The 24671-nt window shown below is 65.1% G+C and carries 25 protein-coding genes; 14 read left to right on the top strand and 11 right to left on the bottom strand.

Annotation, left to right across the window (positions count from 1 at the left end):
* Positions 1–1905 carry a 2-oxoacid:acceptor oxidoreductase subunit alpha gene (locus BMX17_RS08965; RefSeq protein WP_092659153.1) on the bottom strand — a complete coding sequence of 635 codons (1905 nt, stop codon included), beginning with the start codon at positions 1903–1905 and terminating at the stop codon, positions 1–3.
* Between the two features lie 239 nt (positions 1906–2144).
* Here BMX17_RS08965 and BMX17_RS08960 point away from each other — a divergent pair, with 239 nt between their 5' ends.
* The 4 genes from BMX17_RS08960 to BMX17_RS08945 all read left to right on the top strand — a co-directional run bounded on the left by BMX17_RS08960 (position 2145) and on the right by BMX17_RS08945 (position 5539).
* A complete protein-coding gene (locus BMX17_RS08960) occupies positions 2145–2864 on the top strand; it encodes a DICT sensory domain-containing protein (RefSeq protein WP_092659290.1) in 720 nt (239 codons plus the stop codon).
* Positions 2865–3147: 283 nt separating this feature from the next.
* Positions 3148–4080 (top strand): ABC transporter ATP-binding protein, encoded by a 933-nt coding sequence (locus tag BMX17_RS08955; RefSeq protein WP_092659151.1) that lies wholly within the window; start codon positions 3148–3150, stop codon positions 4078–4080.
* Positions 4077–4925, top strand: coding sequence for an ABC transporter permease (locus BMX17_RS08950; protein WP_092659149.1), 849 nt, complete (start codon positions 4077–4079; stop codon positions 4923–4925). Before BMX17_RS08955 ends, BMX17_RS08950 begins: the two co-directional genes overlap by 4 nt.
* Entirely contained in the window at positions 4922–5539 is a 618-nt protein-coding gene (locus tag BMX17_RS08945; protein WP_092659147.1) for a hypothetical protein, read from the top strand. Before BMX17_RS08950 ends, BMX17_RS08945 begins: the two co-directional genes overlap by 4 nt.
* 30 nt (positions 5540–5569) lie before the next feature.
* Here the strand turns inward: BMX17_RS08945 and BMX17_RS08940 are convergent, their stop codons facing one another.
* Positions 5570–6718: an acyl-CoA dehydrogenase family protein gene (locus BMX17_RS08940; RefSeq protein WP_092659145.1), complete on the bottom strand. Its 1149-nt coding sequence runs from the start codon at positions 6716–6718 to the stop codon at positions 5570–5572.
* Between the two features lie 159 nt (positions 6719–6877).
* On the opposite strand from BMX17_RS08940, the gene BMX17_RS08935 reads away from it, so the two are divergent.
* A complete protein-coding gene (locus tag BMX17_RS08935) occupies positions 6878–7738 on the top strand; it encodes an SDR family NAD(P)-dependent oxidoreductase (protein ID WP_092659143.1) in 861 nt (286 codons plus the stop codon).
* On the opposite strand, the gene BMX17_RS08930 is transcribed toward BMX17_RS08935, so the two are convergent.
* The 6 genes from BMX17_RS08930 to BMX17_RS08910 all read right to left on the bottom strand — a co-directional run bounded on the left by BMX17_RS08930 (position 7733) and on the right by BMX17_RS08910 (position 12484).
* Positions 7733–8077 carry a DUF7344 domain-containing protein gene (locus tag BMX17_RS08930; protein WP_139203453.1) on the bottom strand — a complete coding sequence of 115 codons (345 nt, stop codon included), beginning with the start codon at positions 8075–8077 and terminating at the stop codon, positions 7733–7735. The two genes, BMX17_RS08935 and BMX17_RS08930, sit on opposite strands and share 6 nt — an antisense overlap.
* A 243-nt stretch (positions 8078–8320) precedes the next feature.
* The gene (locus tag BMX17_RS08925) at positions 8321–9979 is read right to left on the bottom strand and encodes a long-chain fatty acid--CoA ligase (RefSeq protein ID WP_092659139.1); all 1659 of its coding nucleotides are present in this window, start codon (positions 9977–9979) and stop codon (positions 8321–8323) included.
* Positions 9980–10047: 68 nt separating this feature from the next.
* Positions 10048–10641, bottom strand: a complete 594-nt coding sequence (locus BMX17_RS08920) for a chemotaxis protein CheC (protein ID WP_092659288.1) — start codon at positions 10639–10641, stop codon at positions 10048–10050.
* 111 nt (positions 10642–10752) lie between these two features.
* Positions 10753–11421 carry an O-methyltransferase gene (locus BMX17_RS08915; protein ID WP_092659137.1) on the bottom strand — a complete coding sequence of 223 codons (669 nt, stop codon included), beginning with the start codon at positions 11419–11421 and terminating at the stop codon, positions 10753–10755.
* A gap of 37 nt (positions 11422–11458) precedes the next feature.
* Entirely contained in the window at positions 11459–11590 is a 132-nt protein-coding gene (locus tag BMX17_RS27275; RefSeq protein WP_280141375.1) for a hypothetical protein, read from the bottom strand.
* 72 nt (positions 11591–11662) lie between these two features.
* Positions 11663–12484, bottom strand: a complete 822-nt coding sequence (locus tag BMX17_RS08910) for a BtpA family protein (protein ID WP_092659135.1) — start codon at positions 12482–12484, stop codon at positions 11663–11665.
* A 200-nt stretch (positions 12485–12684) separates the two neighbouring features.
* Here BMX17_RS08910 and BMX17_RS08905 point away from each other — a divergent pair, with 200 nt between their 5' ends.
* Together BMX17_RS08905 and BMX17_RS08900 are read left to right on the top strand one after the other, a co-directional pair.
* The gene (locus BMX17_RS08905; RefSeq protein WP_092659133.1) at positions 12685–13224 is read left to right on the top strand and encodes a DoxX family membrane protein; all 540 of its coding nucleotides are present in this window, start codon (positions 12685–12687) and stop codon (positions 13222–13224) included.
* Between the two features lie 14 nt (positions 13225–13238).
* Positions 13239–13538 carry a hypothetical protein gene (locus BMX17_RS08900; RefSeq protein WP_092659131.1) on the top strand — a complete coding sequence of 100 codons (300 nt, stop codon included), beginning with the start codon at positions 13239–13241 and terminating at the stop codon, positions 13536–13538.
* 104 nt (positions 13539–13642) lie between these two features.
* Here the strand turns inward: BMX17_RS08900 and BMX17_RS08895 are convergent, their stop codons facing one another.
* Positions 13643–14209, bottom strand: a complete 567-nt coding sequence (locus BMX17_RS08895) for a thioredoxin family protein (RefSeq protein ID WP_092659129.1) — start codon at positions 14207–14209, stop codon at positions 13643–13645.
* A 45-nt stretch (positions 14210–14254) separates the two neighbouring features.
* On the bottom strand, positions 14255–14671 hold the full coding sequence (locus BMX17_RS08890; protein ID WP_092659286.1) for an EamA family transporter: 417 nt from the start codon (positions 14669–14671) through the stop codon (positions 14255–14257).
* An 86-nt stretch (positions 14672–14757) separates the two neighbouring features.
* On the opposite strand from BMX17_RS08890, the gene BMX17_RS08885 reads away from it, so the two are divergent.
* Complete coding sequence (locus BMX17_RS08885) at positions 14758–15471, top strand: YqjF family protein (protein WP_092659128.1); 714 nt, start codon at positions 14758–14760, stop codon at positions 15469–15471.
* A gap of 52 nt (positions 15472–15523) precedes the next feature.
* Entirely contained in the window at positions 15524–17176 is a 1653-nt protein-coding gene (locus tag BMX17_RS08880) for an acetate--CoA ligase (protein ID WP_092659127.1), read from the top strand.
* Here the strand turns inward: BMX17_RS08880 and BMX17_RS08875 are convergent.
* Positions 17173–17481 (bottom strand): hypothetical protein, encoded by a 309-nt coding sequence (locus BMX17_RS08875; RefSeq protein ID WP_092659126.1) that lies wholly within the window; start codon positions 17479–17481, stop codon positions 17173–17175. The genes BMX17_RS08880 and BMX17_RS08875 overlap by 4 nt on opposite strands.
* Before the next feature lie 143 nt (positions 17482–17624).
* Between BMX17_RS08875 and BMX17_RS08870 the strand changes: the two genes are divergently transcribed.
* The 5 genes from BMX17_RS08870 to BMX17_RS08850 all read left to right on the top strand — a co-directional run bounded on the left by BMX17_RS08870 (position 17625) and on the right by BMX17_RS08850 (position 24668).
* Positions 17625–18113 (top strand): Lrp/AsnC family transcriptional regulator, encoded by a 489-nt coding sequence (locus BMX17_RS08870; protein WP_092659125.1) that lies wholly within the window; start codon positions 17625–17627, stop codon positions 18111–18113.
* Positions 18114–18115: 2 nt separating this feature from the next.
* Positions 18116–19255 carry a pyridoxal phosphate-dependent aminotransferase gene (locus BMX17_RS08865; protein ID WP_092659124.1) on the top strand — a complete coding sequence of 380 codons (1140 nt, stop codon included), beginning with the start codon at positions 18116–18118 and terminating at the stop codon, positions 19253–19255.
* Positions 19256–19437: 182 nt separating this feature from the next.
* The gene (locus tag BMX17_RS08860) at positions 19438–21981 is read left to right on the top strand and encodes a type II/IV secretion system ATPase subunit (protein WP_092659123.1); all 2544 of its coding nucleotides are present in this window, start codon (positions 19438–19440) and stop codon (positions 21979–21981) included.
* 1 nt (position 21982) lies between these two features.
* Positions 21983–24019, top strand: a complete 2037-nt coding sequence (locus tag BMX17_RS08855) for a type II secretion system F family protein (RefSeq protein ID WP_092659122.1) — start codon at positions 21983–21985, stop codon at positions 24017–24019.
* A gap of 31 nt (positions 24020–24050) precedes the next feature.
* Positions 24051–24668, top strand: coding sequence for a DUF7287 family protein (locus BMX17_RS08850; RefSeq protein WP_139203452.1), 618 nt, complete (start codon positions 24051–24053; stop codon positions 24666–24668).
* Positions 24669–24671: the final 3 nt, after the last annotated feature.

The following is a 24671-nucleotide window of genomic DNA, read 5'->3' as shown; positions in this document are numbered from 1 at the left end:
TTAGTCACCTGCCGCGGGGACGAACTTCGTTCCCTCCGGGATCGCGGCGTCCCGGGAGACGATGCGCTCGAACCCCTCGACGACCTCGTAGGGCTCGAAGGGCTCGCCGTTGTACTTCAGGAGGCTGTTGAGTTTCGGTCCGAACCGACCGAGTTCCTTCTGGGTCAGCCCCCGGAACTGCGCCGAGGCGTTCATCTCGACGACGAGACAGGACTCGACCGATTCGAGGAAGGCCGAGACCTCGTCTTCGGGGTAGGGCATGAGGTCGCTGACGCCGAGTGCCTTCACGGACCCGCCGGCCTCGTTGAGCTGGTCGACGGCCTCGAAGACGGTGTCCTGCTGACTGCCCCACACCAGCAGGCCGTAGTCGGCGTCGTCAGGGCCGTAGTGGGTCTGGTGGGACTCGTCGCCGCCGTCGAGTTCCTCGCGGATGGAGTCGAGTTTCGACATCCGGCGGTCCATCTGGGCGACCCGGTTGGTCGGACTCTCGCTGATGTGGCCCTCCGGCGTGTGCTCGTTGCCCGACGCGAGGAAGCGGCCGTCCTTCTGTCCGGGGATCGAGCGCGGACTGGCCCCGTTCTCGGCGTCGTGCTGGTAGCGTTTGAACTTCCCCGACTCGTGGTGGGCCGCCTCGCGGATCTCGTCCTCGGTGAGGACGCTCCCCGGGTCGGCGTTTGGCTCCCGGTCGAAGAAGGACTCGTCGACGTTGCGCATCTCCCCGGAGAGTTTCTGATCGATGATCACGATGGCCGGAAGCTGATACTCGTAGGCCAGCCGGAAGGCCGCGCGGGTCTGCTCGTAACACTCCCGGACGTTGGCGGGCGCGAACACGACTCGACAGGAGTCGCCCTGACTCGTGTAGAGGATGTGTTCGAGGTCGGCCTGTTCGGGTTTGGTCGGCATCCCCGTCGAGGGGCCGGCCCGCATCGCCTCGATCAACACGATGGGCGTCTCGGTCATCTCCGCCAGCCCGAGCGGTTCGGACATCAGCGCGAACCCGCCACCGGAGGACCCGGACATGGCCTTGACGCCGGCGTGGGAGGCTCCCACGGCCAGCGACGCCGCGGCGATCTCGTCTTCGACCTGTTCGGCGATGCCGCCGAACTTGGGGAGATGCTGGGAGAGAATCGTGAACACGTCGGTCCAGGGAGTCATCGGGTAGCCCGAGATGAACCGGCAGCCCTCGTCGATCGCGCCGTAGGCGACGGCGTTGCTCCCGGACATGAGCACCTGCTGCTCGTCGTGGTCGCCGGTGGGGACCCGGAGGTCGTGGGAGATCTCGTACTCCTCGCGTACCGAGTCGTAGGCGCGTTCGAGGATGTCGAGGTTCGCCTCCAGCACGTCGCCGGTCATGGCGTCTTCCATCAGGTCCTCGATGTGGTCGAGGTCCATGTCGAGCAAGGCGGCGGTCGCGCCCACGCCGGCGGTGTTTCGCATCACCTCGCGCCCGTGTTCGCGGGCTAGGCCGCGCAGGTCGAGGGGGTAGACGTGCCAGTCGTTCTCCTCGGCCCTCGCTTCGAGGTCGAGGTCGGCACGTTCTAAGGTCTCCTCGTCGAGTAACCCCTCGTCGTAGACGATCACGCCGCCCTCGTTGAGGTCGTCTAAGTTCTCCGCGAGGGGCTTGATCTGCTCGTTCCCGTAGACGGTGTCGGTCCCTTCCTGTGGGTTGCGGGCGAAGCTGTCGCCCAGCGCCAGCAGGAAGTTGAAGCCGTTGCCCCGGGACCGGACGGGGTCTTCGTCGGCCCGTACCTCCACGTAGGTGTGGCCGCCCCGGATCCGTGAGGGGTAGTGTCGGTGCGTGAATACGTCGAGTCCCGCGCGCATCAGGGCCTTGGCGAAGTTCTGGCTCGTGGAATCGATCCCGTCGCCGGAGCCACCAGCGATGCGCCACATTAGGTCTGTCATGATAAATCAGTGGCCGAATCGGCCGCCATAGCGGGGAAACGGCGCGCCGGGACAAAAGGGTTTGCGACGCGTTACCACACATTAATCATGACAGTTGCACTGGGCTCGTGCGGTCGAACGACAGTCCGGAGGGGATCGATCCGGAGATCGGCCCACTGGTTCGAGTTCCGAGCCGTCCGGTGGTGCGTCAGTGTCTCGCAAACGATTTACGCGCCGAGGACGTGGGTCGGACGAAGCGAATGTCCCTTTCGGAACTGATCGCGGGTGTCGAGGAACACGAGAAGACGCTGACGGTTTTCAACGCGGACGAGGACGTTGTCACGGCGTTTCGCGAGCGGTTCGCGGACCGAAACGTGACGGTCAGACCGGAGTCGACGCCGAGCGGGAGGCCGGGCGAGTTCGTCACCCTCAGCGAGGACGGTGAGGTGTTGACGGCCACGAGTATCACGGATCTCCAGCGGATGATCGAGGACGCAGACGTAGCGCTGGGCCTGGGGGAGAGTCCGTACCAGCCGATCCTCGATTACATGGACGAGACCATGTTCACCTCGTGGAGCATCGACCAGATGGTCGCGGCCTCCCGGGAGATCGAGGACCGGGCCTGGCGCGTCGGCGAGGGATCGCTCCACGCCGGCTTCCAGTACCTCTCGACACTGCGCGGCGAACTCCCCGTCTACGAACGACTCGGCTCGAAGAATCTGGACGTCCACGCCTACGCCGCCCCCGACGAGGACCCGCCCGAACACGAGGGGTTCACCCTCCACATCGAGCGGGCCGAAGAGATCGAGAAGTCGTGGTTCGTGGTGTTCGACGGCGACGGCGTCGACGAGAACAAGTGCGCCCTGCTCGCCGAAGAGCGCGAACCTCGGAAGTTCTACGGCTTCTGGACCTACGACCCCGACACCGTCGACTGGATAATCGACCACCTCGAATCCACCTACGGCGTCCTCGAACAGTGATCGGTTTCGGCCGCTGTGTCGAGCGGAATCCGTCTGGGAGTTCGACCGTCAGCCCGAGCCACGCATAGCGGGTCCGTTTTCACCCGTTTGCTGCCACGAGACCGTACACGCGCAGACCCAGCCCCACTGCTCGCCCGCCGCCGGGCGGCCTGAGTGTCGACCGGAAAACCCATCAATTCGGGTGCACGACGCCCGGTATGGACGGTCCCCTGTCCAGTGCTGCCCCTCCACGCACAGCGACGGTGAACGATCCCGACCGGCCGCGACCGGGGGTGCCCTGACCGTGGCCACCATCGAGACACACGGGTTGACGAAATCCTTCGGGGACGTGGACGCCGTCCGCGACCTCGATCTCACGGTGAACGAGGGCGAAGTGTTCGGCTTTCTCGGCCCCAACGGCGCGGGCAAATCGACGACGATCAACCTCCTGCTCGATTACATCCGGCCCACCAGCGGGAGCGTCGAGGTGTTCGGGATGGACGCCCAGAAACACCCGGCGAAGATCCGCGAGCGCGTCGGCGTCCTCCCGGAAGGCTACGGGTTCGACGACCCGCTCACCGGCCGCGAGTATCTGGAGTGGGCGATCCGGACGAAAGACGCCGACGACGATCCCGAGACACTGCTCGATCTGGTGAGCCTGACCGACGACGCCGAGCGGATGGCCGCCGACTACTCGAAGGGGATGCAACAGCGACTCGCGTTCGCGATGTCGCTGATCGACGACCCGGACCTGTTGATCCTCGACGAGCCCTCGACCGGACTGGACCCCAACGGTATCCGGACGATGCGGGAAACCGTCGCCGACGTGGCCGCCGAGGGAACGACGGTGTTCTTCTCGAGCCACCACCTCAACGAAGTCGAAGCGGTCAGCGACCGGGTCGGCGTGATGAACGAGGGCGAACTGGTCGCGGTCGACAGCATCGACGGCCTGCGCGACAGCGTCGGCGGGCACGCGACCCTCGAACTGGAGTGTGCGACACGGCCGACCGACCTCGGCGTCGGATCGGTCGAGGGCGTCGTGGAGGCGACTGTCGACGGGCACACCCTGTCGATCACGTGTGCAGATCCGACGGTGAAGGTCGACGCGATCACCTACGTCGCCGAGCGTACCGACGTGGTCGACGTGCTCTCGACGACGGTGTCGCTGGAGACGCTGTTCAACGAGTTGACCGAGGGCGGCCGTGAGGGCGAGGCGACTCAGGAGGTGGTACAGTGAGCGTCGAGAGCATCTTCTCGAAGGATCTCACGAGCGTCCGCCGGTCCGGGGCGCTGTGGGGAGTCACGGTCTGTCTCGCGCTCGTCGCGGCGATGATGGCGTACGTGAACGTCGGCCGCGCGGCCCCACCGCTCAGGGAAGCTCAGAACGCGTACGGACTGCTCGTCGGCCTGATCGGCGTGCTGGTGCCAATCGTCGCCATCATCGCCAGCTATATGTCGATCACCGGGGAACGCGCCAGCGGCGGCATCAAGTTCCTGCTCGCGTTCCCGAACACGCGACGGGACGTGTTCGTCGGGAAACTCCTCAGCCGGCTGGGCGTGGTCAGCGCCATCGTCCTGTTCATGTTCGTCGCGGCAACGGCCATGACGGTCGCGAGATACGGGGTCTTCCCCGCCGGCGTCGCCGTCGGTGTGCTGGCCGTTACGCTGTTGTACGCCTGGACGTTCGTCGCGCTCTCGGTCGCTTGCTCCTCGGCAGCCGCGACCCGCAGCCAGGCTATCGCCGCGACCGTCGGGTCGTACTTCGTGCTGGTGATCCTCAACCTGACCTTCCGGTTCTCGCAGGTCGTACAGCTGGTCCACGACGTGATCCTCGGACTCGAGCCGGACCCGCACCTCTACGCCGCCTTCGACTACGCCAGCCCGTACATCGCCTACCAGAAGGCGGCCAACCTCGTCTACCCGACGGCGATGGAACGGAACGTCTTCCGGTTCCGCGAGGAGGCCCGGGAGTCGATGCCGGCGTATCTCTCCGACGAAGTCTCGCTCGTCGTGTTCGCGGCGTGGCTGGTGATCCCGCTCGCGCTCGGCTACCTGCTGTTCCAACGGAGTGATCTGCAGTGATCGCCCGCTCGCGGATCTCGGCGGCGTTGCTGGTCGTCGGAGCCGTCCTGCTGATCGCCCCGGCCCTCGCCCCGGTCCAGCCCGTCCTCTCCCACGAGGTGGGCGGCACGATCACGGCCGAGCGGAGCGACCTCCGAGAGGAAGACATCGACGTAATCACCTACGAGAACCTCTCGGATCGCGGGAAGGAACTGTACGAACAGGCGCTCCGGAACGGCGGGAGCTATCGGGTCCCGGTCGGCGAGGGCGCGTCGGACTTCCAGTACCGTCTGGAACCCGATGCCCAGCGCGACGACGACTCCACACGCCCGTACGGCCCGCGAACCGTCGCTATCGAGCGGCCAGACGACCCGGACTTCCCGGCTGTCGACGACCGGAGACCTCAACGCCGTCCGCCCGAGGGCGCACAGCGCGAGACCGGCGCGACGGGCGACAGCGCCGGGTCGAGCGAGCAGTCGGCACAACGGGAACAGGAGCGCGAGCGGTACAACATCGTCCAGCCCAGACTCACTCAGCCGCCGTTGACGGACTCCGGGAACCTGCTCCGGTTCGTCTCGGTCCTCGCGGGCGTCGTCATGCTGGGAAGCGGCGGGTATCTCCGGTCGAAACCGTAGCGCCGCCCCTCGACTACCTGTCGCGGGCAGTCACCACTGGCCGTAGATCAGGTTGCGCTGAATCTCGTTGGCCCCTTCGTAGATGACGGGGATACGCACGTCCCGATAGACCCGGGAGATGCGATTCTCGGTCAGCACCGAGCGGCCGCCGTGGAGTTGCATCCCGCGTTCGGCACACATCGTCGCCGTCTCGGTCGATTTCACCTTCGCCTGTGCCGCCCAGAATCCGGAGTTGTCGTTGTTGGCGACCTTCTCGGCGGCCCGCCAGTTGAGCGAGCGGGCGGCCTCGAACTCCGTGCGCATATCCGCGAGGATGTGCTGGACCTTCTGGAACTCGCTCACGTCGCGGCCGAACGCCTGTCGCCCGTGCGTGAAGTCGTAGGCTTCCTCGATGGCCGCGGCGGCGAGGCCGAGACCGTGGCCGCCGACCACCACGCGCCCGTGGTTGAAGAAGTCCGCGAGCATATAGAAGCCCGTCCCCTCGGTTCCGATGACGTGGTCCTCGGGGATCCGAACGTCGTTCAGGTGGATGTGAGCCTGCTTGGAGGCGCGAAATCCCATCTTCTCGGGGATGTGTTCGGCGTCGTAGCCGTCGGTGTCGGTGGGGACGATAAAGAGCGAGAAGTTGCCGTAACGGTCGTTTTCGTCGTCGTCCGTCCGGGCGTACAGCGTCACCCAGTCGGCCTCGACGCCGTTACCGATCCAGTACTTTTCGCCGTTGATGACCCACTCGTCGCCGTCTTTTTCCGCGGTGGTCTCCATGCCCGCGAGGTCGCTCCCCGTCTCGGGTTCGGACACCGCCAGCCCAGTCAACTGCTCGTTCTCGGCGACGGGGCGCAGATACTCCTCTTTCTGCCAGTCCGCGCCGTACTCTTCGAGCATCTCCGCGCCGAAACTCGCGAGCTGGAGGGTCAGTGCGATCCCGGCGTCGGCCCGGTAGAACTCCTCGGCCATCGCGAGGATCTCCTCCAGGTCGAGTCCGCGGCCACCGTACTCCTCGCCGATGTCCTGGGCGACCAGTCCGGCGTCCATCCCGGCCTCAAGCACCTCCCAGGGGTACTCACCGGATTCGTAGTAGTCCGCCGCCACCGGCTCGATGTGCTCCGCCGCGAACTCCCGGGCCTCCTGTTTCACGTCGCGGGCACGCTCCGGCACCACGTCTTCCGTTAGCAGTTCCATGACCGAGAGTTAACAAGGCCTGCACAAACAAAAACGGATTGGAACATTGTAAATTGTGAACGGAGTTCGAGTTTCTTTCGGCGTCTGGCTGGAGATCGGAGTGCACGAGACGCGTCGCTGTCGGTATTCATATCACGGAGCCGAACACCGACTCGGGTAATGACGGACACAGGTCCGCTCGACGGGACGGTCTGTATCGTAACTGGTGGCGGCCGCGGCCTCGGCGAGGCGACGGCCGAGCATCTGGCCAGCGAGGGCGCGACGGTCGTCGTGAACGACCTCGGAACCTCGTTGCAGGGCGAGGGCGCGAGCGAGGAGCCGGCGGCCGAGACCGTCGCGGCCATCCGCGACGCGGGTGGCACTGCGATGGCCCACTTCGGGGACGTGACCGACCTGGAGTACACCGAGGAACTGATCGACGACACGGTCGCCGAGTACGGTCGCGTCGACGCCGCCGTCAACTTCGCGGGCGTCCTGCGGGATGCCTATCTCACGGAGATGACCGGCGACGACTGGGACACCGTGATCGACGTGCACCTGCGGGGGCACTTCGCCCTGCTCCGGAACCTCGCGCGCCACTGGGACGAGACGGCCGACGAGGCCGACCGCGAGCGGGCCTTCGTCGGCGTCACCAGTCCCTCCGCGCTGGGGAACGCCGGCCAGGCCAACTACTCGGCCGCCAAGGCCGGCGTGCTGGGGCTGATCCGCACCGCCTCCGCCGAACTGCCCCGTTACGACGCCCGGGCCAACGCGCTCATGCCCGTGGCCTACACCCGCATGATCGAAGACATCCCCGAGGAGAAACGCCCGTTCGGCGAGGACGATATGCCTCCCGAGAAGGTCGCGCCCGTCGTCGGCTACCTCGTCAGCGAGGCCGCCGAGGGCGTCAACGGCAAGACGGTCCGCGCACAGGGCGACATGGTGTCGCTCGTCGCCGATCCGACAGACGAGAACTCGATGGTCGATTCCGAGGGCTGGACGGTCGAGAAACTCGAAGAGCGGTTCGACGAACTCCTATAGCCAGCCGTCGGGCAGATCTTCCCGGTGGTCGTGGATCAACTCGAGGATCGGTGCGACCTCGTCCCACTCCGGGCCGGTGCTGATCTCGCCGCTGTCCCGATCCCACCGGATGATCTCCATGGCGTCGAGTTTCGGCAGGTGGTTGTGGACCAGTTCCGACTCCAGCACCGTGCTCTCCCGCTCGGTCTCGGCGACCACGTCCAGCGGGTCCAGATCCGCGTCGTCCTGCGGGTTGTGATCCAGAAGCGCGACGAGGAGCTGTCGCCGGTACGGGTCCGAGATCGCGGTGAGCAGGCTCTCCCACGTGTCCTCCGCCATCCGGGACGCGTCTTCTCTCATAGAGCCCATACAAGTCCTGGAGTCAAGACTGGATGGCATGGCCTATCATGCCACGATTTGATATAGAAATGTGGTGACGTTTCTCCCGGAGACGGGAACCGAGCGGGCAAAGCACAGGTCGTCGACGCCGCCCGGAGACGCGACGGCCAACGGGAGAGGCGAACCGACGGGTCGTCCGGAATGGATCCCGACCGTTCGGCGGTCGTCTTCACACGAGCGGGCTGTCCGGGAGCGACAGTCTCGTTACTCTTCGTCGGGGGCAGCCTCTTCGGGGACCTGCCCTTCGACGAGGTCCTCGTCGGCGTACTCCTCGCGGAGGTCCTTCTTCGAGAACTTGCCCGTCGCGGTCTTTGGCACCTCGTCGATCTGGATGAAGTCGTCGGGGAGCCACCACTTGGGGTAGTCCTCGGAAATCTGCTCGCGGAGTTCCTCGGCCAGTGCGTCGGGGTCCGCGCCCTCGGTGGGGACGATGAAGGCGACGGGTCGCTCCTGCCAGCGCTCGTGGGGGACGCCGACGACGGCGGCCTCGGCCACGTGGTCGTTGGCCATGATGGCGTTTTCCAGTTCGAGCGAGGAGATCCACTCCCCGCCGGACTTGATCACGTCTTTGGCCCGGTCGACGATCTTGATGTAGCCGTCCTCGTCGACGGTCACCACGTCGCCGGTCTTGAGCCAGTTGCCCTCGAAGTCGTTCTCGTTGGCCTCGGGTCGCTCGAAGTACTCCTGGGTGACCCACGGGCCACGGACGTACAGTTCGCCGAAGTCCTCGCCGTTCCAGGGGACCTCGTTCCCGTCGTCGTCGATGACCTTGAACTCCAGACCGGGGACGATCAGCCCCTGCTTGGCCCGGCGGTCGATCTGTTCCTCGTACGTGAGTTCTTCTGCCAACCCGGACTTGAGGTGGGCGACCGAGCCGATGGGTGCCATCTCGGTCATCCCCCAGGCGTGCGTGACCGAGACGCCGTGTCCGTCGAACCACTCGATCATGGCCTTCGGTGCCGCCGAACCACCGATGATGACGGTTTCGAGTTCGGAGAGGTCCACGTCGTTCCCGGCCTGCATATACTCCTGCAGGCCCAGCCAGACGGTCGGGACGCCGGCGGTGATGGTGACGCCCTCCTCTTCGATCAACTGGGCGAGATCTTCGGGCTCGGGCGACGGACCGGGGTAGACGTGTTTCGCGCCGGCAGCGGTGGTCGAGAACGGCATCCCCCAGGCGTTGACGTGGAACATCGGGACGACAGGCATCACCACGTCGTCGTCCTCGATGCCAAGCCCCATCGGCGTCATGGTCGCCATCGTGTGCCCCCAGAGCATCTGCTGGGTGTACTCGACACCCTTGGGTTTGCCCGTGGTACCGGAGGTGTAACACATCCCGGCGGGCTGATCCTCGTCGACGACCGGCCAGTCGTACTCGGTGTCGTGGCCCTCGATGAAGGACTCGTAGGCGACGGCGTCGAAGGGCAGGTCGGGGACCGAGTCGCCCATGATCACGAACTGCTCGACGCTGTCGAAGGAGTCGGCGTCGTACGCGCCGGCCAGTTTCTCGGCCAGCGAGGGGTCGACGAAGATCGCCTTGTCGGCGGCGTTCTCGACGATGAACTGGATGTGTTCGTCGGGGAGCAGGGGATTGATCGTGTGCAGCTGCGCGCCCAGCGTCGGGATGCCGAAGTAGGTCTCGAAGTGGCGGTGGTGGTTCCAGCAGAAGGTCGCGATACGGTCGCCCTCGCCCATGCCCGCGTCGGTCAGGGCGTGGGCCAGCTGGGCCGTGCGGTCGCTGTACTCCTCGTAGGTGTAGCGCTCGATGCCCTCGTGTGTCCGGGAGACGATCTCCGTGTCGGGGTAGAGGTTCTCCGCACGCCACAGGAACGGCCGCAGTGTCTGGTCAGTGCCTCCTGGCATGGGCTATTCAAGCGGCGCATATCATATCATAGTTCCCCTCGTATGTGACGGGAAAACGGCAAAACGGCTCAGACTTCCAGCCGTTGCATCAGGCCGACGAGTTCTTCGAGCTGGGGAAACGTGTAGACCTTGACGTTGATGTCCTCGTCCTGAGCGTGGACGCGAGAGTCGAACATGAGCGCCATGTCGCTGTCGCGGTCGCCGATGATCTCGTCGACGGTGCCGCTCCCGGGCCCGAACGTGAAGTTCGGCGTCGACATATCGATGGTCGTCTCCAGCACGTTGGCCCAGCCGTCGATGAACCCGCTGGTCATGATGTTGCCGATCTCCTGGATCGCGCTCTTCTCCATCTCGGTGAACCCCTCGGCGTCGGGGTCGGTGCCGCCCATGTCACCGAGCATCCCGGCGGCCAGGCGCTTGGCGCTGTCGGCGTTGAACAGAAAGAGGACGTGGCCGTGCGGTGGCTCCTGCATCTCGATGTAGATCCCGATCTGCTCGTCGTCGCCGACGTGTGTCTTGATGTCCGGGATGTCGATGAAGTTGATCTTCGTGATCTCCATCTCCGTGTTCATCCCGGTCATCTGGCTCATGTGGTTGGCGACCGTGTTCCCACCCTCCTTGGCCATCTTGTTGAAAATACTCAACTTCCGTATATCGATCATCAACTCGCTCATGTGAGACTCGGGGTTGCCGGACCTTCCGGGCCGCCGTATATAACTGATGCCCAGCGAGTATCAAATGCTGTAATTCACACGGCCGAACCGCGGGTCCGGTCAGTCCACGCGGTGGCTGACCGCGATTCCCTCGCCGAGGGGAATCAGCGCCGTCTCGAAGGCCGGGTCCGCGCCGACCCGGTCGAGGTACTCGGCCACGCCGGCAGTGTGATCGTTCACCTCGTCGGGGTCTTCGCCCCGGACCAGCGCCGAGAGCGCCTCGAAGTCGATGGGGCCGGCCGTCACGGCGTTGTCCGCGATGACGACACCGCCCTCGGCGATCTTCGGGCGGACGGCCTCGAAGGCCTCGCGGTAACGGTGTTTCTCGTTGTCGATCAGCACGGCGTCGAAGGGGCCGTCGTACGCGTCGACCGTCTCGATAGCGTCGCCGAGTTCGTAGCTGGCGAGGTCGTCGAACCCGCCCCGGGCCATGTACTCGCGGGCCTGGTCGAGTTCGTCCTCGTCGACCTCCGTGAGGACGATCTCGCCGTCCTCGGGGAGCGCCCGGGCGAACCAGTACGCCGAGTAGCCGAACCCGGAGCCGAACTCGAAGACCCGGCGGGCCGAGACCATGCGCGCGAGCATCTGGAGCCACCCGCCGACTTCGGGGCCGACCGTCGGGAACCCGTCAGTATCGGCCTGTGCGTCCATCTCTCGAATCACGTCGTCCGGTTCGGGTCCGACGGCGCGAGCGAACTCGGCAGTGGCGTCGGGGAGACTCTCGGCCATGTGCCCGCGTTGGACCCTCGCGAGGAAAACCCTGCCCCTATTCCCCCTCGGCGTCGTCGTCCGTCGCCTGGCGCTCGCGGCCGCCGCGGGCCCGGGCGACCAGATAGAGGACGCCGAGGATGATCGCGGGGTACCCGAGCGCGGCGAGGTAGGGATAGCTCGCGTCCATATCGAGAGCTGAATCCGTCCCGACAGTAAGCGTACCGGCGATTCTCGGACATCGGGATCGGCCCTCCGTCGCTCACTCATCCGGCGCGGCCGCGACTAGCGCCCGGACCCGATCCCCGTCGACGGGATTCGTCGTCACGCCGTTCGCTTTGAGCGCCGTCCCGACGATGGCACCGTCGGCCACCGACAGCAGGTCCGCCACCGAATCGGCCGTGACGCCGCTCCCGACGAACACCGGCACGTCCGGATCGGTGTCGTCGCGGGCGGCCACCACGGTCCGGAGGTCGTCGGCGTCGGTCACTTCACCCGTCGCCGGGCCGGAGACGACGAGGCCGTCCGCGCGGCCGCGGTCGATCGCATCTGCGACCGCCGTCCCGAGGTCCTGTTCGCCCAGCGGTGCGGAGTGTTTGACCGCCACGTCGGCCAGCACGGTCACGTCGGCGTCGAGTCGCTCGCGCAAGCGGAGCGTCTCCGCCGCCCGCCCCTCGATGACACCCTGATCCGTCACGCGTGCGCCGGTGTGGACGTTCACGCGGACGAACGCTGCGCCGACGGCCGCCGCGACCGACAGCGCCGCGGCCGCGTCGTTTCGGAGGACGTTGATCCCGACGGGACAGTCGACGGTCTCGGCGACTGCGGTGGCCACCCGCGTCATCTCTGCGACGACGTGTTTGGGCACGTCCTCGGCGTAGAACGGCGCGTCCCCGTAGTTCTCGACGACGAGGCCGTCGACGCCGCCGTCGGCGAGTGTTTGGGCGTCCGCCCGGGCGCGGTCCAGCACGGCTTCGCGGCCGTCGTTCGGATCGTACCTGGGCGACCCGGGCAGGGGCGGGAGGTGGACCATGCCGACGACCGGACTGGCCGTCCCGAACGTCGCGGCGAGATCGAGCACCATATGTCACCGTTCAGTGACGACCCCCATAGTGGCTCCGCCGGTTCGGTGGGCGGCGAGGGGATATCCGAAGGTATTCGGAACGGAATTTAGGGAATTCGCCCGATTTGCACCGTCGAACGGAGTATTCTTACGAGGTGAAAACAGCATGATCGTTTGTTATATACCAGTCGAATAGGTCTACGTGTAGAGGTGCGATACCAATGGCAACAAACGTCGACACACGGAACGTCCTCGGCGAGGGCGTCTCGCTGGAGCTGTCGGGCACGTGGGCCGGCTACTGGGTCGCCATGTTGCGATTCCTGACCGGCTGGTGGTTCTTCCACGCAGGGATCACCAAGTACGCCAACCTGTGGACGAGCGCGGACCCGTTCACGGCGACGGGCTGGCTGACCGGCGCGACACAGGGCACCGTCGTGGCACCGATCACCGTCTGGTTCGGCAACAACGCCGCGTGGTTCGTGAACTTCATGATCCCGCTCGGCGAGACGCTGATCGGGCTGGCCCTGCTCCTCGGGGTTCTCGTCAGGTTCGCGGCCTTCTGGGGCGCGTTCCTGATGGGATTTTTCTACCTCGGGAACGCCGAGTTCGCCCACGGGTTCGTCAACGGCGACCTGATGGGCCTGCTGCTGTTCGTGACGGTGATCGTCCTCGGCGCTGGCCGGATCATGGGCCTCGACCGGTACATCGAGAACTGGGAGCTGGTCCAGAACCACCCGCGCCTGAAGTACCTGCTCGGCTAACGAGGTGACAGAATATGACAGACACACCCACGATGTCCGCAATCGACAGAGCGGCGATGCTCGTCGGCGGTGCGCTGATCGGCCTCGGCACCGTCGTCCTCGGCCTCATCGAGACGTTCGTCGGCAACCCGAGTCCGGTTGCCGTGACCACCGAAGCCGGCGAGGTGATCGCCGCACCGACCGTCCCGCCGAACGTTCGGGCGGGGCTGATCGGCCTCGGCCTCCTGATCTGGGGGCTCTACGGCTTCTACAGGCTCGCCACCCCGATGGGCGGCGAGACCACGACCGCCGGGACGACCACGGCGACGAAATGATCGGCGCACCGCTCCGGTGTGACATCGGCGTCACACCCGCGAACAAAAACTAGTTCGTCCCCGCTCGCGCCAGACTCGACCGCGTAGCCGCAGCACCGGGTCGCTCAGTCGTCGTTCCACTTGATCGAACAGCCCCGGGACGGCCTGAACTCGTCGTCGATCGTCTCGCCGGCCAGCAGGCGCTCCACGATGTCGCGCATCTCCAGTTCTGTCGGCTCGTCGTCGGGGTTCAGTGCGTCGTCGATGCGGCCGTGGTAGACTAACTCGAAGTCGTCCCCACGATTCTCGAAGAGGAACGGATCGGGCGTACAGACCGCGCCGTACTCGCGGGCCGTATCCTGTTTCTCGTCACGGAGGTAGGCGTCGTACTGGATCGTCCCGTCGGCAACGAGGTCCTGCATCTTCTCGAAGGAGTCGTCGGGGTACTCGTCGGCGTCGTTGGGATTGATCCCGACGACGGCGAGGTCGTCGTACGCGTCGGCGAGGTGGTTCAGCTCGTCGACCTTGGCCTGTGCGTACGGGCAGTGGTTGCAGGTGAACACGACCAGCAGGGCCTCGCGATCGGTGAAGTCCGACAGCGAGTAGGTCTCGCCGTCAGCGCCGGGCAACTCGAAGTCGGGGGCCGGTTCGCCGCGCTGGATGGCGTCGTCTTCGGAGTCGAGTGCGACCATGACGGACGAATATACGCGTGTGGCCGACAAAAAGGGTCGAGTCAGTCACTCGACGGCGGTCAGGTACACCGCCGCGACCGCCAGCGCGATCCCGAGGACCTTCCGGGCGGTCAGGGATTCGTCGAGGATCGCGATCCCGAGGACGGAACTCGTGACGATGAACAGCCCGAAGATCGGGACGACGACGCTGACCGGGCCGGCCGCCAGCGCCCGGTAGTACGCGAGGATGCCGACCGCGAGCGCGAGCCCCGCGCCGTACGCATAGACGGCCCGGTCGTAGGAGAGGTACTGGACGACGGGGGTGTCGGTGGCCACGACGACACCCGTCGCGACGAGCACGAGCATCCCGTTCGAGATCAAAAGCACCACGGTACTCGGAATCTCCGCCGTCGCGATCTTGGCCAGCGGCGCGACCAGACTGTACGCCAAAAGTGCCAGCAGTGCCCAGAGGAGATAGCTCACGTTCCGAGAGCGCGGACAGAGCGACATATCGCCTTCGATCCCTCCGAGGCGACAGGTCGAAACGCGTAGCGCACCTACCTTCGACCATGAACGCACCGTCGCTACTGGAGATGCGCTGGGCCGACGTGCTGTTCGCACACTGGAGCGTCGAACCGACGGTCGTCGACGCGAAGCTCCCCGACGGCCTCTCGGCAGACACGTTCGACGGCGCGGCGTACCTCGGCGTGGTCGGCTTCCGGATGGAGTCGATCAGGCCGCGGGGTGCGCCCGTCGGGCTCTCCTTCCCCGAGTTGAACCTCCGAACCTACGTCGACGGTCCGGACGGGCCGGGGATCTACTTCTTCAACCTCGACGCCGACGACTGGCTGGGCGTGACCGTCGCCCGCCGACTCTTTCGCCTGCCGTACTACCGGGCCGAGATGCAGGTCACCGAGACCGACGACGGATTCCAGTTCCGGAGCGGGCGCACCCACGCCGGCGCGCCGCTTGCGGGCTTCGACGCTACCTACCGGCCGACGGGCGACCCCACCGAACCCGAACCCGGCACGCTGGAACACTTCCTCACCGAACGCTACCGCTTCTACGTGGCCGACGACGGTGGCCGTGTGTACGTCGGCCCGGTCGCCCACCCGCCGTGGCCGTTGCAGGGTGCGGACCTGGAGATCCGGGAGAACGACCTGTTCGCCGCCAACGGCTTCGAGAAACCGGCAGGAACGCCGCTGGTCCACTACAGCCCCGGCGTCGACGTGGAAGCGAGCGCGCTCCGCCCCGTCGACGGGTCGAGCCTGCTCCCGCTGTAATCGGTTTGCGCCAACCGAAAGGTGAAACGGGGAGGACGGTGACCCATCAGGTATGCCCTGGACCGTGATGCCGGACTTCGAGTCGCACTCGACCGCGCGTGAAACGTTCGAGTGGGACCTGCCCGACGAGTTCAACCCAGCGGTGGACTTCCTGCGGAAACACGACGACCCCGACAGCACGGCCCTGGAGTATCTGACACCCGGCGGCGAGCGGGCATCGTCCTCCTTCCAGGACCTGGACGAGCGATCGGACCGGCTCGCGGCCGGGCTCCGGGAACTGGGCGTCGGCCCCGGTGATCGGGTCGGCGTCGTCGTCCCGCAGAAGCCACAGAACCCGATCACCCACCTCGCCAACTGGAAACTCGGCGCGCTGTCGGTGCCCCTCTCGGTTCTCTACGGCCCCGACGCGCTCCAGTACCGACTGGCCGACGCGGAGGCGAAAGCCGTCGTCGTCGATCCGACAGTACGGGCGGAGATCGACGAGGCCCGCGCGGGCTGTCCGGCGCTGGACCACGTGATCGAGATCGAGACCGATACGGCGGCGGGCGACGCCGTGGCCTTCGCGGACGTACTGGCCGATCACGGTGCGTCGGTCGAGCCCTACGACGCGACACCGGACACCGAGAGCGCCATCCTCTACACGAGCGGATCGACGGGCCCGCCGAAGGGCGTCCTCCACTCCCACGCCCTCTGGCTGGGTCGGGCCGCGGCCTCCTACAACTACATGGATCGCGGGCTGGGGCCGGACGCGACGGTCTGGACCCCCTCGGACTGGGCGTGGGGGTCGGCGCTGGGCGGCACGCTCTTTGCCACCTGGCACCACGGCGGGACGATGGTGGCCTACCCGAGCGAGAAGTTCGACCCCGCGGCCGCCTTCGAGTTGCTGGAGCGGTTCGACGTGACCCAGTCGTTCATGCCGCCGACTGCACTCCGGTTGCTGATGGACGTGCAGAATCCGACCGAGCAGTACGACCTCTCGCTGGAGACGGTCGCCGCCGCCGGGGAGCCGCTGACGCCCGAGATCCTCGACTGGGCCGCGGAGGAACTCGACGGCGTGGCGGTCAACGAGTACTACGGCCAGACCGAACTCAACCTCGTGGTCGCCAACTCCTCGGGCTGGTTCGAGACCAGACCGGGGAGCATGGGCAAACCGCTGCCGGGCTACGACGTGGCGATCCTCGATCCCGAGGCCGCCGACGCGGGCGAGGTCGAGCGCCTGCCGCGGGGCGAGCCCGGCGAGATCGCCGTCCGCCCCCACGACCGGTCGGTCTTCTTCGACGAGTATCTCGGACTCCCCGAGAAGACGGCGAAGAAACAGGTCGGCGAGTGGTTCCTGACCGGCGATCTGGCCGAACGGGACGAGGAGGGGTACATCTGGTTCAAATCGCGCAAGGACGACGTGATCATCACCGCGGGCTATCGGGTGGGGCCGATGGAGGTCGAGGAGGCGATCCTCGAACACGACGACGTGGCACAGGCCGGCGTCGTCGGCGTCCCCGACGAGACCCGCGGGGAGATCATCAAGGCCTACGTCGAACCGGCGGCCGGCGTCGAGGGCTCGGACACGCTCCGTGACGAGATTCGCGAACTGGTCAGGGATCGACTGGCCGAGTACGAGTACCCCCGCGAGATCGAGTTCGTCGACGAGCTCCCGCAGACGACGACCGGGAAGATTCGGCGGACGGAACTGCGCGAGCAGGACTAGCGGTTCGCCTCGACCGCTTGCTCGAATTCGCGGGCGGCTTCGAGGACCGGACTGTCGGCGTTGACCGTGTAGTAGACTTCTTGGTCCTCGGGATGGTGCCTGTCCAGCAGCCCGAGGTCGACGACGCCGTCCACGTCGTCCATCAGGTGGAGTGTCTTCAGGGCGATCCCGGTCTCGTCGGCCAGTTCCGAGCGGGTGTAGGTCTCCTCGGGATCGAGGTCGAGGAGCGTGTCGATGATCGTCGCCATGGAGTCGTGGTCGGCGACGAATCCCCAGCCGCTGTCGGCCCGTGTATCACGCTGCATATAGCTGGGACATCGGTAGGGACGACGCCGGCTTAAAGCTAGGAACGGTGTTCGCTGTCGAGTTCCCGACGGAAGGGGAGACAGCGGCCGGGTTCGACCGGCGGGATAGCAAGTCTTTAGTCCGCGCTCTGGTGGGGTTAGGTATGAGCAGTCGCGCCGAGATACTGGCCTTGCTCCGGGAGAACGCGCGCTACTCCGCCGAGGACATGGCGCGCCAGACCGACCTCGACCCAGCCGACGTCGAGGACGTGATCGCAGAGTTAGAGGCCGACGGCGTCATCGCAGGTTATCAGGCGGTGCTGAACTACAGCAAACTCGACGACGAACGCGTGCGCGCGCTTGTGGAACTCAACGTCACGCTGGACCGGGAGACCAGTTACGCCGACATCGCCGAGCGACTGGCGAAGTTCCCCGAAGTCGAGGGGCTGCGGCTGGTGAGCGGGGACTACGACTTCGACATGGAGGTCGAGGGCGACTCCATGAGCGAGGTCTCGCGGTTCATCAGCGAGAAGGTCGCGCCCGTCCCCGAGATCACCCAGACGGTGACCCACTACGTCATGGAGTCCTACAAGGAACGAGGTATCGAATTCGGTGACGGCGACGACGACGACCGCCTCTCGGTGTCTCCGTAACCATGCAGGTGTCAGACCGCGTCGAGAGCGTCCCGCCGTCGGGTATCCGGCGTTTTTTCGAGCTCGCCGAGGAGATGGACGACCTCATCTCGCTGGGCGTGGGCGAACCGGACTTTTCGGCCCCCTGGAGCGCCCGCGACGCCGCGATCGCCTCGCTGGAACGGGGCGAAACGTCCTACACCGCCAACCGCGGGAAGCGGGAACTCCGCGAGGCCATCGCGGCCCATCAGTCCCGGAAGTACGGGCTGGAGTACGACCCGGACGACGAGATCATCGTCACGACCGGGGCCAGCGAGGGGCTCGATCTGGCCATGCGTGCGCTCGTCGACCCCGGCGACACCGTGGCAGTGGCCCAGCCGAGTTACGTCTCTTACGTGCCCGGTGTCAAGTTCGCGGGTGGCGAGCCACTCCCGGTCCCGACTCGGGCCGAAGACGAGTTCAAGCTGACCCGTGCGGTGTTGGAAGACGCGGGCGCGCAGGAGGCCGACGCGCTGGTCTACTGTTACCCGAACAACCCGACCGGCGCGACGATGACCGGCGAGGAACTCCGGGAAGTCGCCGCCTTCTGTCGCGAGCACGACCTGATCGTGCTGGCCGACGAGATCTACGCGGCGCTGACGTACGAACACGACCACACGTCCATCGCGACGCTCCCGGGGATGCGCGAGCGGACCGTCGTGTTCAACGGGTTCTCGAAAGCTTACGCCATGACGGGGCTGCGACTGGGGTACGCGATGGGCCCGGCCGAAGCCATCGGGGCGATGAACCGCGTCCACCAGTACACGATGCTGTCGGCCCCGACGACCGCCCAGCACGCGGCGCTGGACGCGCTGGAGAACTGCGACGACGACGTCGCCGATATGCGCGACCAGTATGACCGCCGCCGGAACTTCGTCCTCTCGCGCTTTGCCGAGATGGGCATCGAGTGTTTCGAGGCATCCGGGGCCTTCTACGCGTTCCCCGAGTGTCCCGCCGACGACAGTCAGGCCTTCGCAGAGGAGTTGATCCAGGAGAAGAAAGTCGCCGTCGTCCCCGGCGACGTATTCGGCGCGGGCGGGTCAGGCCACCTCCGCGTCTCGTACGCGACGGGGCTGGACGACCTCAAAACGGCACTGAACCGCATCGAAGAGTATATCAGCTGACACGTATTGGGCACATTACACCGTTCCCTGGGGAATGAGGAATCCCCTGTTAGAAAATCGGAATAAAGCCACAGATCGGCCGAGCGACCGGTTAGTTGGCATCTCCGCCGGTCGTAACGTCGGCTTACGGCTGGTAATGTGGACATAAACTTTTTTCCCTCGTAACAGCAGAGTGATGTTCAATGGCAACCGATGACAAAGAGGGGGGCGATGCCGATCCCGTCGACGCCGAGGAGACGAGCGCCGACGCGGAGGAGGTACTCGCTCGGGTCGAACGTGCCACAGTCGGAGAGTACACGTGGGAGGACTTCCGACGCGAGTTTCATACCGGTGGTCCGTTCGACCGGACGGAGTTTCTCGGGTTCGATCCCCGGAAGACGGAGGACAAGTTGATCCAGGGAGCGAGCGCCGCCAAGGGGCTGAGCACGCCCTTCGAGCGGTTTCTCGATCCGACCAAGGCACCCGTCGTCAAGGATACCTACAAGTGGGAACATTACAAGCAGGAATACTACTACACCGACGGGCAACCGCCGACGAACGCCGAGGGGGAGACCAAAGAGTTCGATCCGGCCGGCGCGCTCGGATTCGATCCGGACGAGATCGAGGGCGTTCTGAGTTTCGGTGAGGGACTGGCCTCGGAACTCGACGAGATGGTCGAAGAACGGACCGTCGACGTCAACGAGGAACTCGACGAGGATATGTTCTTTTCGACCGTCGACGGCAAGACGACGGTCGTCAACCGATACGATCTGGAGAAGTCCGTCCCGCAGGCCAAGAAGTCCCACTTCGAGGAGATCGAACGGTACTGGGTGAACAAGCCCTACGCCTACGTGATCCTCTTTCACTCCAAGAAGGAAAACGAGAAGAAATACTACGTCATCGAGCCACACCTCAATCCGATCGAGGTAGAACTCCGGGAGTTCCTGGCGGGCAAGCTCCGGACGGCGATCAAATACTCCGAGGACGACGTGGTCGTCGAGGGCAGCGAGGAGGACCGCGCGGAGGTCATCCAGCGCGAGGCACAGCGGTTGCTCGACCGGTACGACCTGTTGCGTGACGACGGCGCAGTCGATCCGGATCTGGGCACGATGGACAAGTTCAAGCAGATGATGGGGATGGACGTCGAGTTGCCCACCACGGCGTCGGGTGACCTCTCCGGGATCGCGGCCCGACCGGAGCCGGCCATCCTCGAGGAGGATCCCGACACCATCAGCGAGTACCAGGTCGAGAAGTTGCTGTACTTCCTCAAGCGCAACTTCATCGGCTACGCGCGCATCGACCCCATCAAACACGACATCAACGTCGAGGACATCTCGTGTAACGGGTACAATTCCCGGGTGTTCGTCTACCACACCGACTACGAGCAGATCATCTCGAACGTCGAACACGGCGAGGAGGAACTGGACGACTTCGTCGTCAAGCTCGCCCAGCGGTCGGGGAAAGGCATCTCCAAACGCCAGCCACAGGTCGACGCGACGCTCCCGGACGGCTCGCGGTCCCAGCTCACGCTGGGCCGGGAGGTGTCCGATCACGGGACCAACTACACCATCCGCCAGTTCAAGGACGTCCCCTTCACGCCGATCGACCTCATCAACTGGAACACCTTCAGCCTCGACCAGATGGCGTTTCTCTGGCTCTGCATCGAGAACAACAAGAGCCTCATCTTCGCCGGCGGTACGGCGTCGGGGAAGACGACCAGCCTGAACGCGGTCTCGCTCTTTATCCCCTCCAGCGCCAAGATCGTCTCGATCGAGGACACCCGGGAGGTCGAACTGCCCCAGCGGAACTGGGTCGCGAGCGTCACCCGGCCCTCGTTCGGCGAGGACGACACGGGCGACGTGGACGAGTTCGACCTGCTGGAAGCCGCACTCCGTCAGCGTCCCGACTACATCGTCATGGGTGAGATCCGTGGTGAGGAGGGTCGGACGCTGTTCCAGGTCATGTCGACCGGTCACACCACCTACACTACGTTCCACGCCGACTCGGTGGGCGAGGTCATCAAGCGGTTCACGACGGAACCGATCAACGTCTCGAAGACGCTGTTTACCGCGCTCGATCTGGTCTCGATCCAGACCCAGACCCGGACCGCCGGCCGCAAGGTCCGCCGGAGCAAGACACTGACCGAGATCAACGAATACTCCGCGGAGAACGACGAGATCAACGTCAGGGACGTGTATCAGTGGCAGGCCGAGACGGACACGTTCATCCAGATGGGCCAGTCCAACACGCTCGAAGAGATCAAGTTCGACCGCGGGTGGGACCAGGAGAAACTCGACGAGGAACTGTTCAAACGAAAGGTCGTCCTGGCCTACCTCATCAACAACGGGATCAACACCTATCAGCAGGTGGCCGCGACGATCCAGGCGTTCATCAACGACCCCGACACGATCCTGACGCTGATCGCTCACGATCAGCTCGAACAGAGCCTCGAAGACCTCCGGGAGATGGAGTCGGTCAAGATCAACATCGATCCCAAGAAAGAGGAGATGGTCCCGCGGCCGGACGCCGGCGAGGAGATCAGCGAGGAGACCAGCGACATCCTCGACAACGCCACGCCGCTGTTCGACCGGTACAAGAGCATGGAGACGCCCGAGATCGTGAAGGCGCTATCGGGCATCGAAACCGAGGAGGACGTGGTTCCCGACGAGGAGGAAGACGACGACGCCGAGATCGACTTTGGGCAGTTCGTGACCAAGGCCGGCGCGGAAGCAGAGGAAGGGGACTAACATGAGCCTCGACACGCGAAGCGGGCAGACGGTCGGCAGCACGAGTACCCTCGGGGATACGTTCTATCCCCTCTACGAGTCGCTGTTCGACAGCGAGGGCGACTTCGTCAGTAGCGTCGAGAACAAACTGGCCCAGGCCCGGATGCCACAGAACGTCGAGATGTTCCTCTCGCGAGCGCTCGGCGTCGGCGCGCTGGCCGGCCTGACGCTGTGGATCGTCGGCTCGCTTTTGGGCTATCTCATCTTCGCGCTGTTCCTGCCCGACGCGCCGGTGTTGCTCGGTCTCGCCGAGAGTCAGATCCCGCCAGTCCTGTTGCAACTGAAGATCCCGTTCCTGGTGTTCGTCACCGGCATCGTCTTCGGACTGATCGGCTTCGGCATCGGGTTCGGCTCGATGGTCTCGATTCCCTACTTCCGTGCTGGCGCACGCAAACGCGAGGTCAACGTCCTCCTGTCGGATTCGATCTCCTTTATGTACGCGCTATCGGTCGGGGGGCTCAATCAGCTGGAGATCCTGCAGGCGATGGCCCGCGCCGACGACACGTACGGCGAGGTCTCCAAGGAGTTCCAGTCGATCGTGCTGGAGACGGAGTATTTCGACACGGACTACCGGACCGCCATCCGGAACCAGGCGTTGCAGACGCCCAGCGACGAACTGGCGCAGTTCCTGACGGATATGCTCTCCATCGTCGACTCGGGAGGTGACATGACAGGCTTCCTCGAGGACCAGAAGGAGAAACATATGCGGACGGCAAAGCAGGAACAGGAACAGGTGCTCGAGACCATGGAACTGTTCGGGGAGATGTACATGACCCTTTCACTCTTCCCCCTGCTTCTCATCATCATCCTCGTCATCATGTCGATGATGGGCAACTCACAGCAGTTCCTGCTTCTCGGTACCGTGTACGGCCTGATCCCGCTCACTGGGGTCGGCTTTCTGGTACTCGTCTCGACGGTCACACAGGACGAGATCGGCGACGGCTACCTCCGGCCGGAGGGCGGGCGCGACGACGTGGTCGTCCGCGAGGGGCTTGACGTGCTGAACCTCGGTCTGGTCGAGAAGTACACCGGAGACTACGGGGTCTTCGAGAAGATCAAGGGCCGTGAGCGCTCCTACGAACTCGGCGAGATCCTCGGGAAGCCACACATCTTCTTCCGGGACAACCCGACGGTCGTGCTGGGGGTGACGGTGCCCCTCTCCATCGTCGCGGTCGTGCTGAGCGTGCTGTACGGCTTCGCGCCGCTGTCCCCCGAAGGGTTCGTCGAGAACCCGGTCGGCTCGACGTTCTTCTGGTTCTACGTCCCGCTGTACGTCAACTTCGTCCCGCTGATGATCTTCTACGAGTGGAACGTCCGCTCGCGGCGGGGTGTCGTGAGCCAGCTTTCCGAGAACCTCCGGAAACTCTCCAGTGCGAACGACACCGGGATGACGCTACTGGAGTCGTTGAACGTCGTCTCCGAGACCTCCTCGGGGAAACTGTCCGACGAGTTCGAGACGATGTACGCGAAGGTCAACTACGGGACGAACCTGAAAGACGCCCTGCGGGAGTTCAACAACAAGTATCACATCCCGCGACTCGCCCGGACCGTCAAACTCATCAGCAAAGCACAAGAAGCGTCGAGTCAGATCGAGGACGTGTTGACGACGGCGGCACAGGCCTCGGAGAACCAGGACGACATCGACCGCGACCGGAAGTCCCGGACGCGGATGCAGGTGGTCATCATCATCATGACTTACCTGACGTTGCTCGGCGTGATGGCACTGCTGAAGACGCAGTTCCTCGACGTCATGTCCGGCCTGGCCAATCAGGTCGGCGGTGGCGGCGGGACCAGTTCCGCGGCGGCCGGCGGCGGCCAGTTCGGCTCGAACGTCGACACCGGCCTGCTGTCGGTGTTGTTCTTCCACGCGGTGACGCTACAGGCGGTCCTGTCGTCGTTCATCGCGGGGTACATCCGCGAGGTCGATCTGATCTCGGGCGTCAAGTTCGCCGTGATCCTGCCGACGATCGCGCTGATCACCTGGATGGCGGTGGGGTAACGGAGTGTCGACAGTGGGGGAGACAGAAGTCATGGATATCGAGACAAAACGGGAGTCGTCGGACGACAGGCGATTGCTCGGAGACGGGCGTGGACAGACGAATCAGGACTACATCATCGGGATCACGTTCCTGCTGGTCTCGGTGCTGTTCGTCTTTGGATACGTCCCCGGACTCTACGCGTCGTACGCCGACCCGGTGGACGGAACCGAGTTCACACAGGCAGATCGGGCCGCCGAGTGGCTCGTCGAAAACTACAGCGTCGACGGAAAAGAGAACGTGCTAGAGTACGACGCGACCGATCCCTCGGTCGGAATCATGGAACTCAAAGATCCCCCGGGGTCGGAGTTCGAGACGTTCCGCAATGAGTCGAGTATCAACACCACGACGAACAGACGAGCCAAGCCCAACGTCAACGTCATGATCGTCAACAGCAGTCAACTCAACGCCCAACAGTTGTCGGAGCCGATATTAAACGCCAATGGCGATCCGCTGGAGTTCGGTGACGACTACGCAAACCAGTCGGCCGCGACCAGCAGGCGAGTCGTCGATCTCAACAGGACGGACAAAGCGGCCGAGGCGAGGGGCGAAATCAACGGCACCGACAAATACTGCACGCCGTCGTGCTGGCTGATCGTACGGATCTGGTGACAC

This window comes from Halorientalis persicus (assembly GCF_900110215.1).
Classification (GTDB): Archaea; Halobacteriota; Halobacteria; order Halobacteriales; family Haloarculaceae; genus Halorientalis; species Halorientalis persica.
This window is presented reverse-complemented; position numbering and strand designations above follow the sequence as displayed.

Coding starts and splice junctions, on each gene's coding strand:
- BMX17_RS08895 (WP_092659129.1), bottom strand. CDS start 14,209: ATGGTCGCACTCGACTCCGAAGACGACGCCATCCAGCGCGGCGAACCG.
- BMX17_RS08865 (WP_092659124.1), top strand. CDS start 18,116: ATGCAGGTGTCAGACCGCGTCGAGAGCGTCCCGCCGTCGGGTATCCGG.
- BMX17_RS08920 (WP_092659288.1), bottom strand. CDS start 10,641: ATGATCGATATACGGAAGTTGAGTATTTTCAACAAGATGGCCAAGGAG.
- BMX17_RS08850 (WP_139203452.1), top strand. CDS start 24,051: ATGGATATCGAGACAAAACGGGAGTCGTCGGACGACAGGCGATTGCTC.
- BMX17_RS08940 (WP_092659145.1), bottom strand. CDS start 6,718: ATGGAACTGCTAACGGAAGACGTGGTGCCGGAGCGTGCCCGCGACGTG.
- BMX17_RS27275 (WP_280141375.1), bottom strand. CDS start 11,590: ATGGACGCGAGCTATCCCTACCTCGCCGCGCTCGGGTACCCCGCGATC.
- BMX17_RS08855 (WP_092659122.1), top strand. CDS start 21,983: ATGAGCCTCGACACGCGAAGCGGGCAGACGGTCGGCAGCACGAGTACC.
- BMX17_RS08905 (WP_092659133.1), top strand. CDS start 12,685: ATGGCAACAAACGTCGACACACGGAACGTCCTCGGCGAGGGCGTCTCG.
- BMX17_RS08870 (WP_092659125.1), top strand. CDS start 17,625: ATGAGCAGTCGCGCCGAGATACTGGCCTTGCTCCGGGAGAACGCGCGC.
- BMX17_RS08875 (WP_092659126.1), bottom strand. CDS start 17,481: ATGCAGCGTGATACACGGGCCGACAGCGGCTGGGGATTCGTCGCCGAC.
- BMX17_RS08965 (WP_092659153.1), bottom strand. CDS start 1,905: ATGACAGACCTAATGTGGCGCATCGCTGGTGGCTCCGGCGACGGGATC.
- BMX17_RS08860 (WP_092659123.1), top strand. CDS start 19,438: ATGGCAACCGATGACAAAGAGGGGGGCGATGCCGATCCCGTCGACGCC.
- BMX17_RS08880 (WP_092659127.1), top strand. CDS start 15,524: ATGCCCTGGACCGTGATGCCGGACTTCGAGTCGCACTCGACCGCGCGT.
- BMX17_RS08885 (WP_092659128.1), top strand. CDS start 14,758: ATGAACGCACCGTCGCTACTGGAGATGCGCTGGGCCGACGTGCTGTTC.
- BMX17_RS08900 (WP_092659131.1), top strand. CDS start 13,239: ATGACAGACACACCCACGATGTCCGCAATCGACAGAGCGGCGATGCTC.
- BMX17_RS08915 (WP_092659137.1), bottom strand. CDS start 11,421: ATGGCCGAGAGTCTCCCCGACGCCACTGCCGAGTTCGCTCGCGCCGTC.
- BMX17_RS08925 (WP_092659139.1), bottom strand. CDS start 9,979: ATGCCAGGAGGCACTGACCAGACACTGCGGCCGTTCCTGTGGCGTGCG.
- BMX17_RS08910 (WP_092659135.1), bottom strand. CDS start 12,484: ATGGTGCTCGATCTCGCCGCGACGTTCGGGACGGCCAGTCCGGTCGTC.
- BMX17_RS08960 (WP_092659290.1), top strand. CDS start 2,145: ATGTCCCTTTCGGAACTGATCGCGGGTGTCGAGGAACACGAGAAGACG.
- BMX17_RS08935 (WP_092659143.1), top strand. CDS start 6,878: ATGACGGACACAGGTCCGCTCGACGGGACGGTCTGTATCGTAACTGGT.
- BMX17_RS08930 (WP_139203453.1), bottom strand. CDS start 8,077: ATGAGAGAAGACGCGTCCCGGATGGCGGAGGACACGTGGGAGAGCCTG.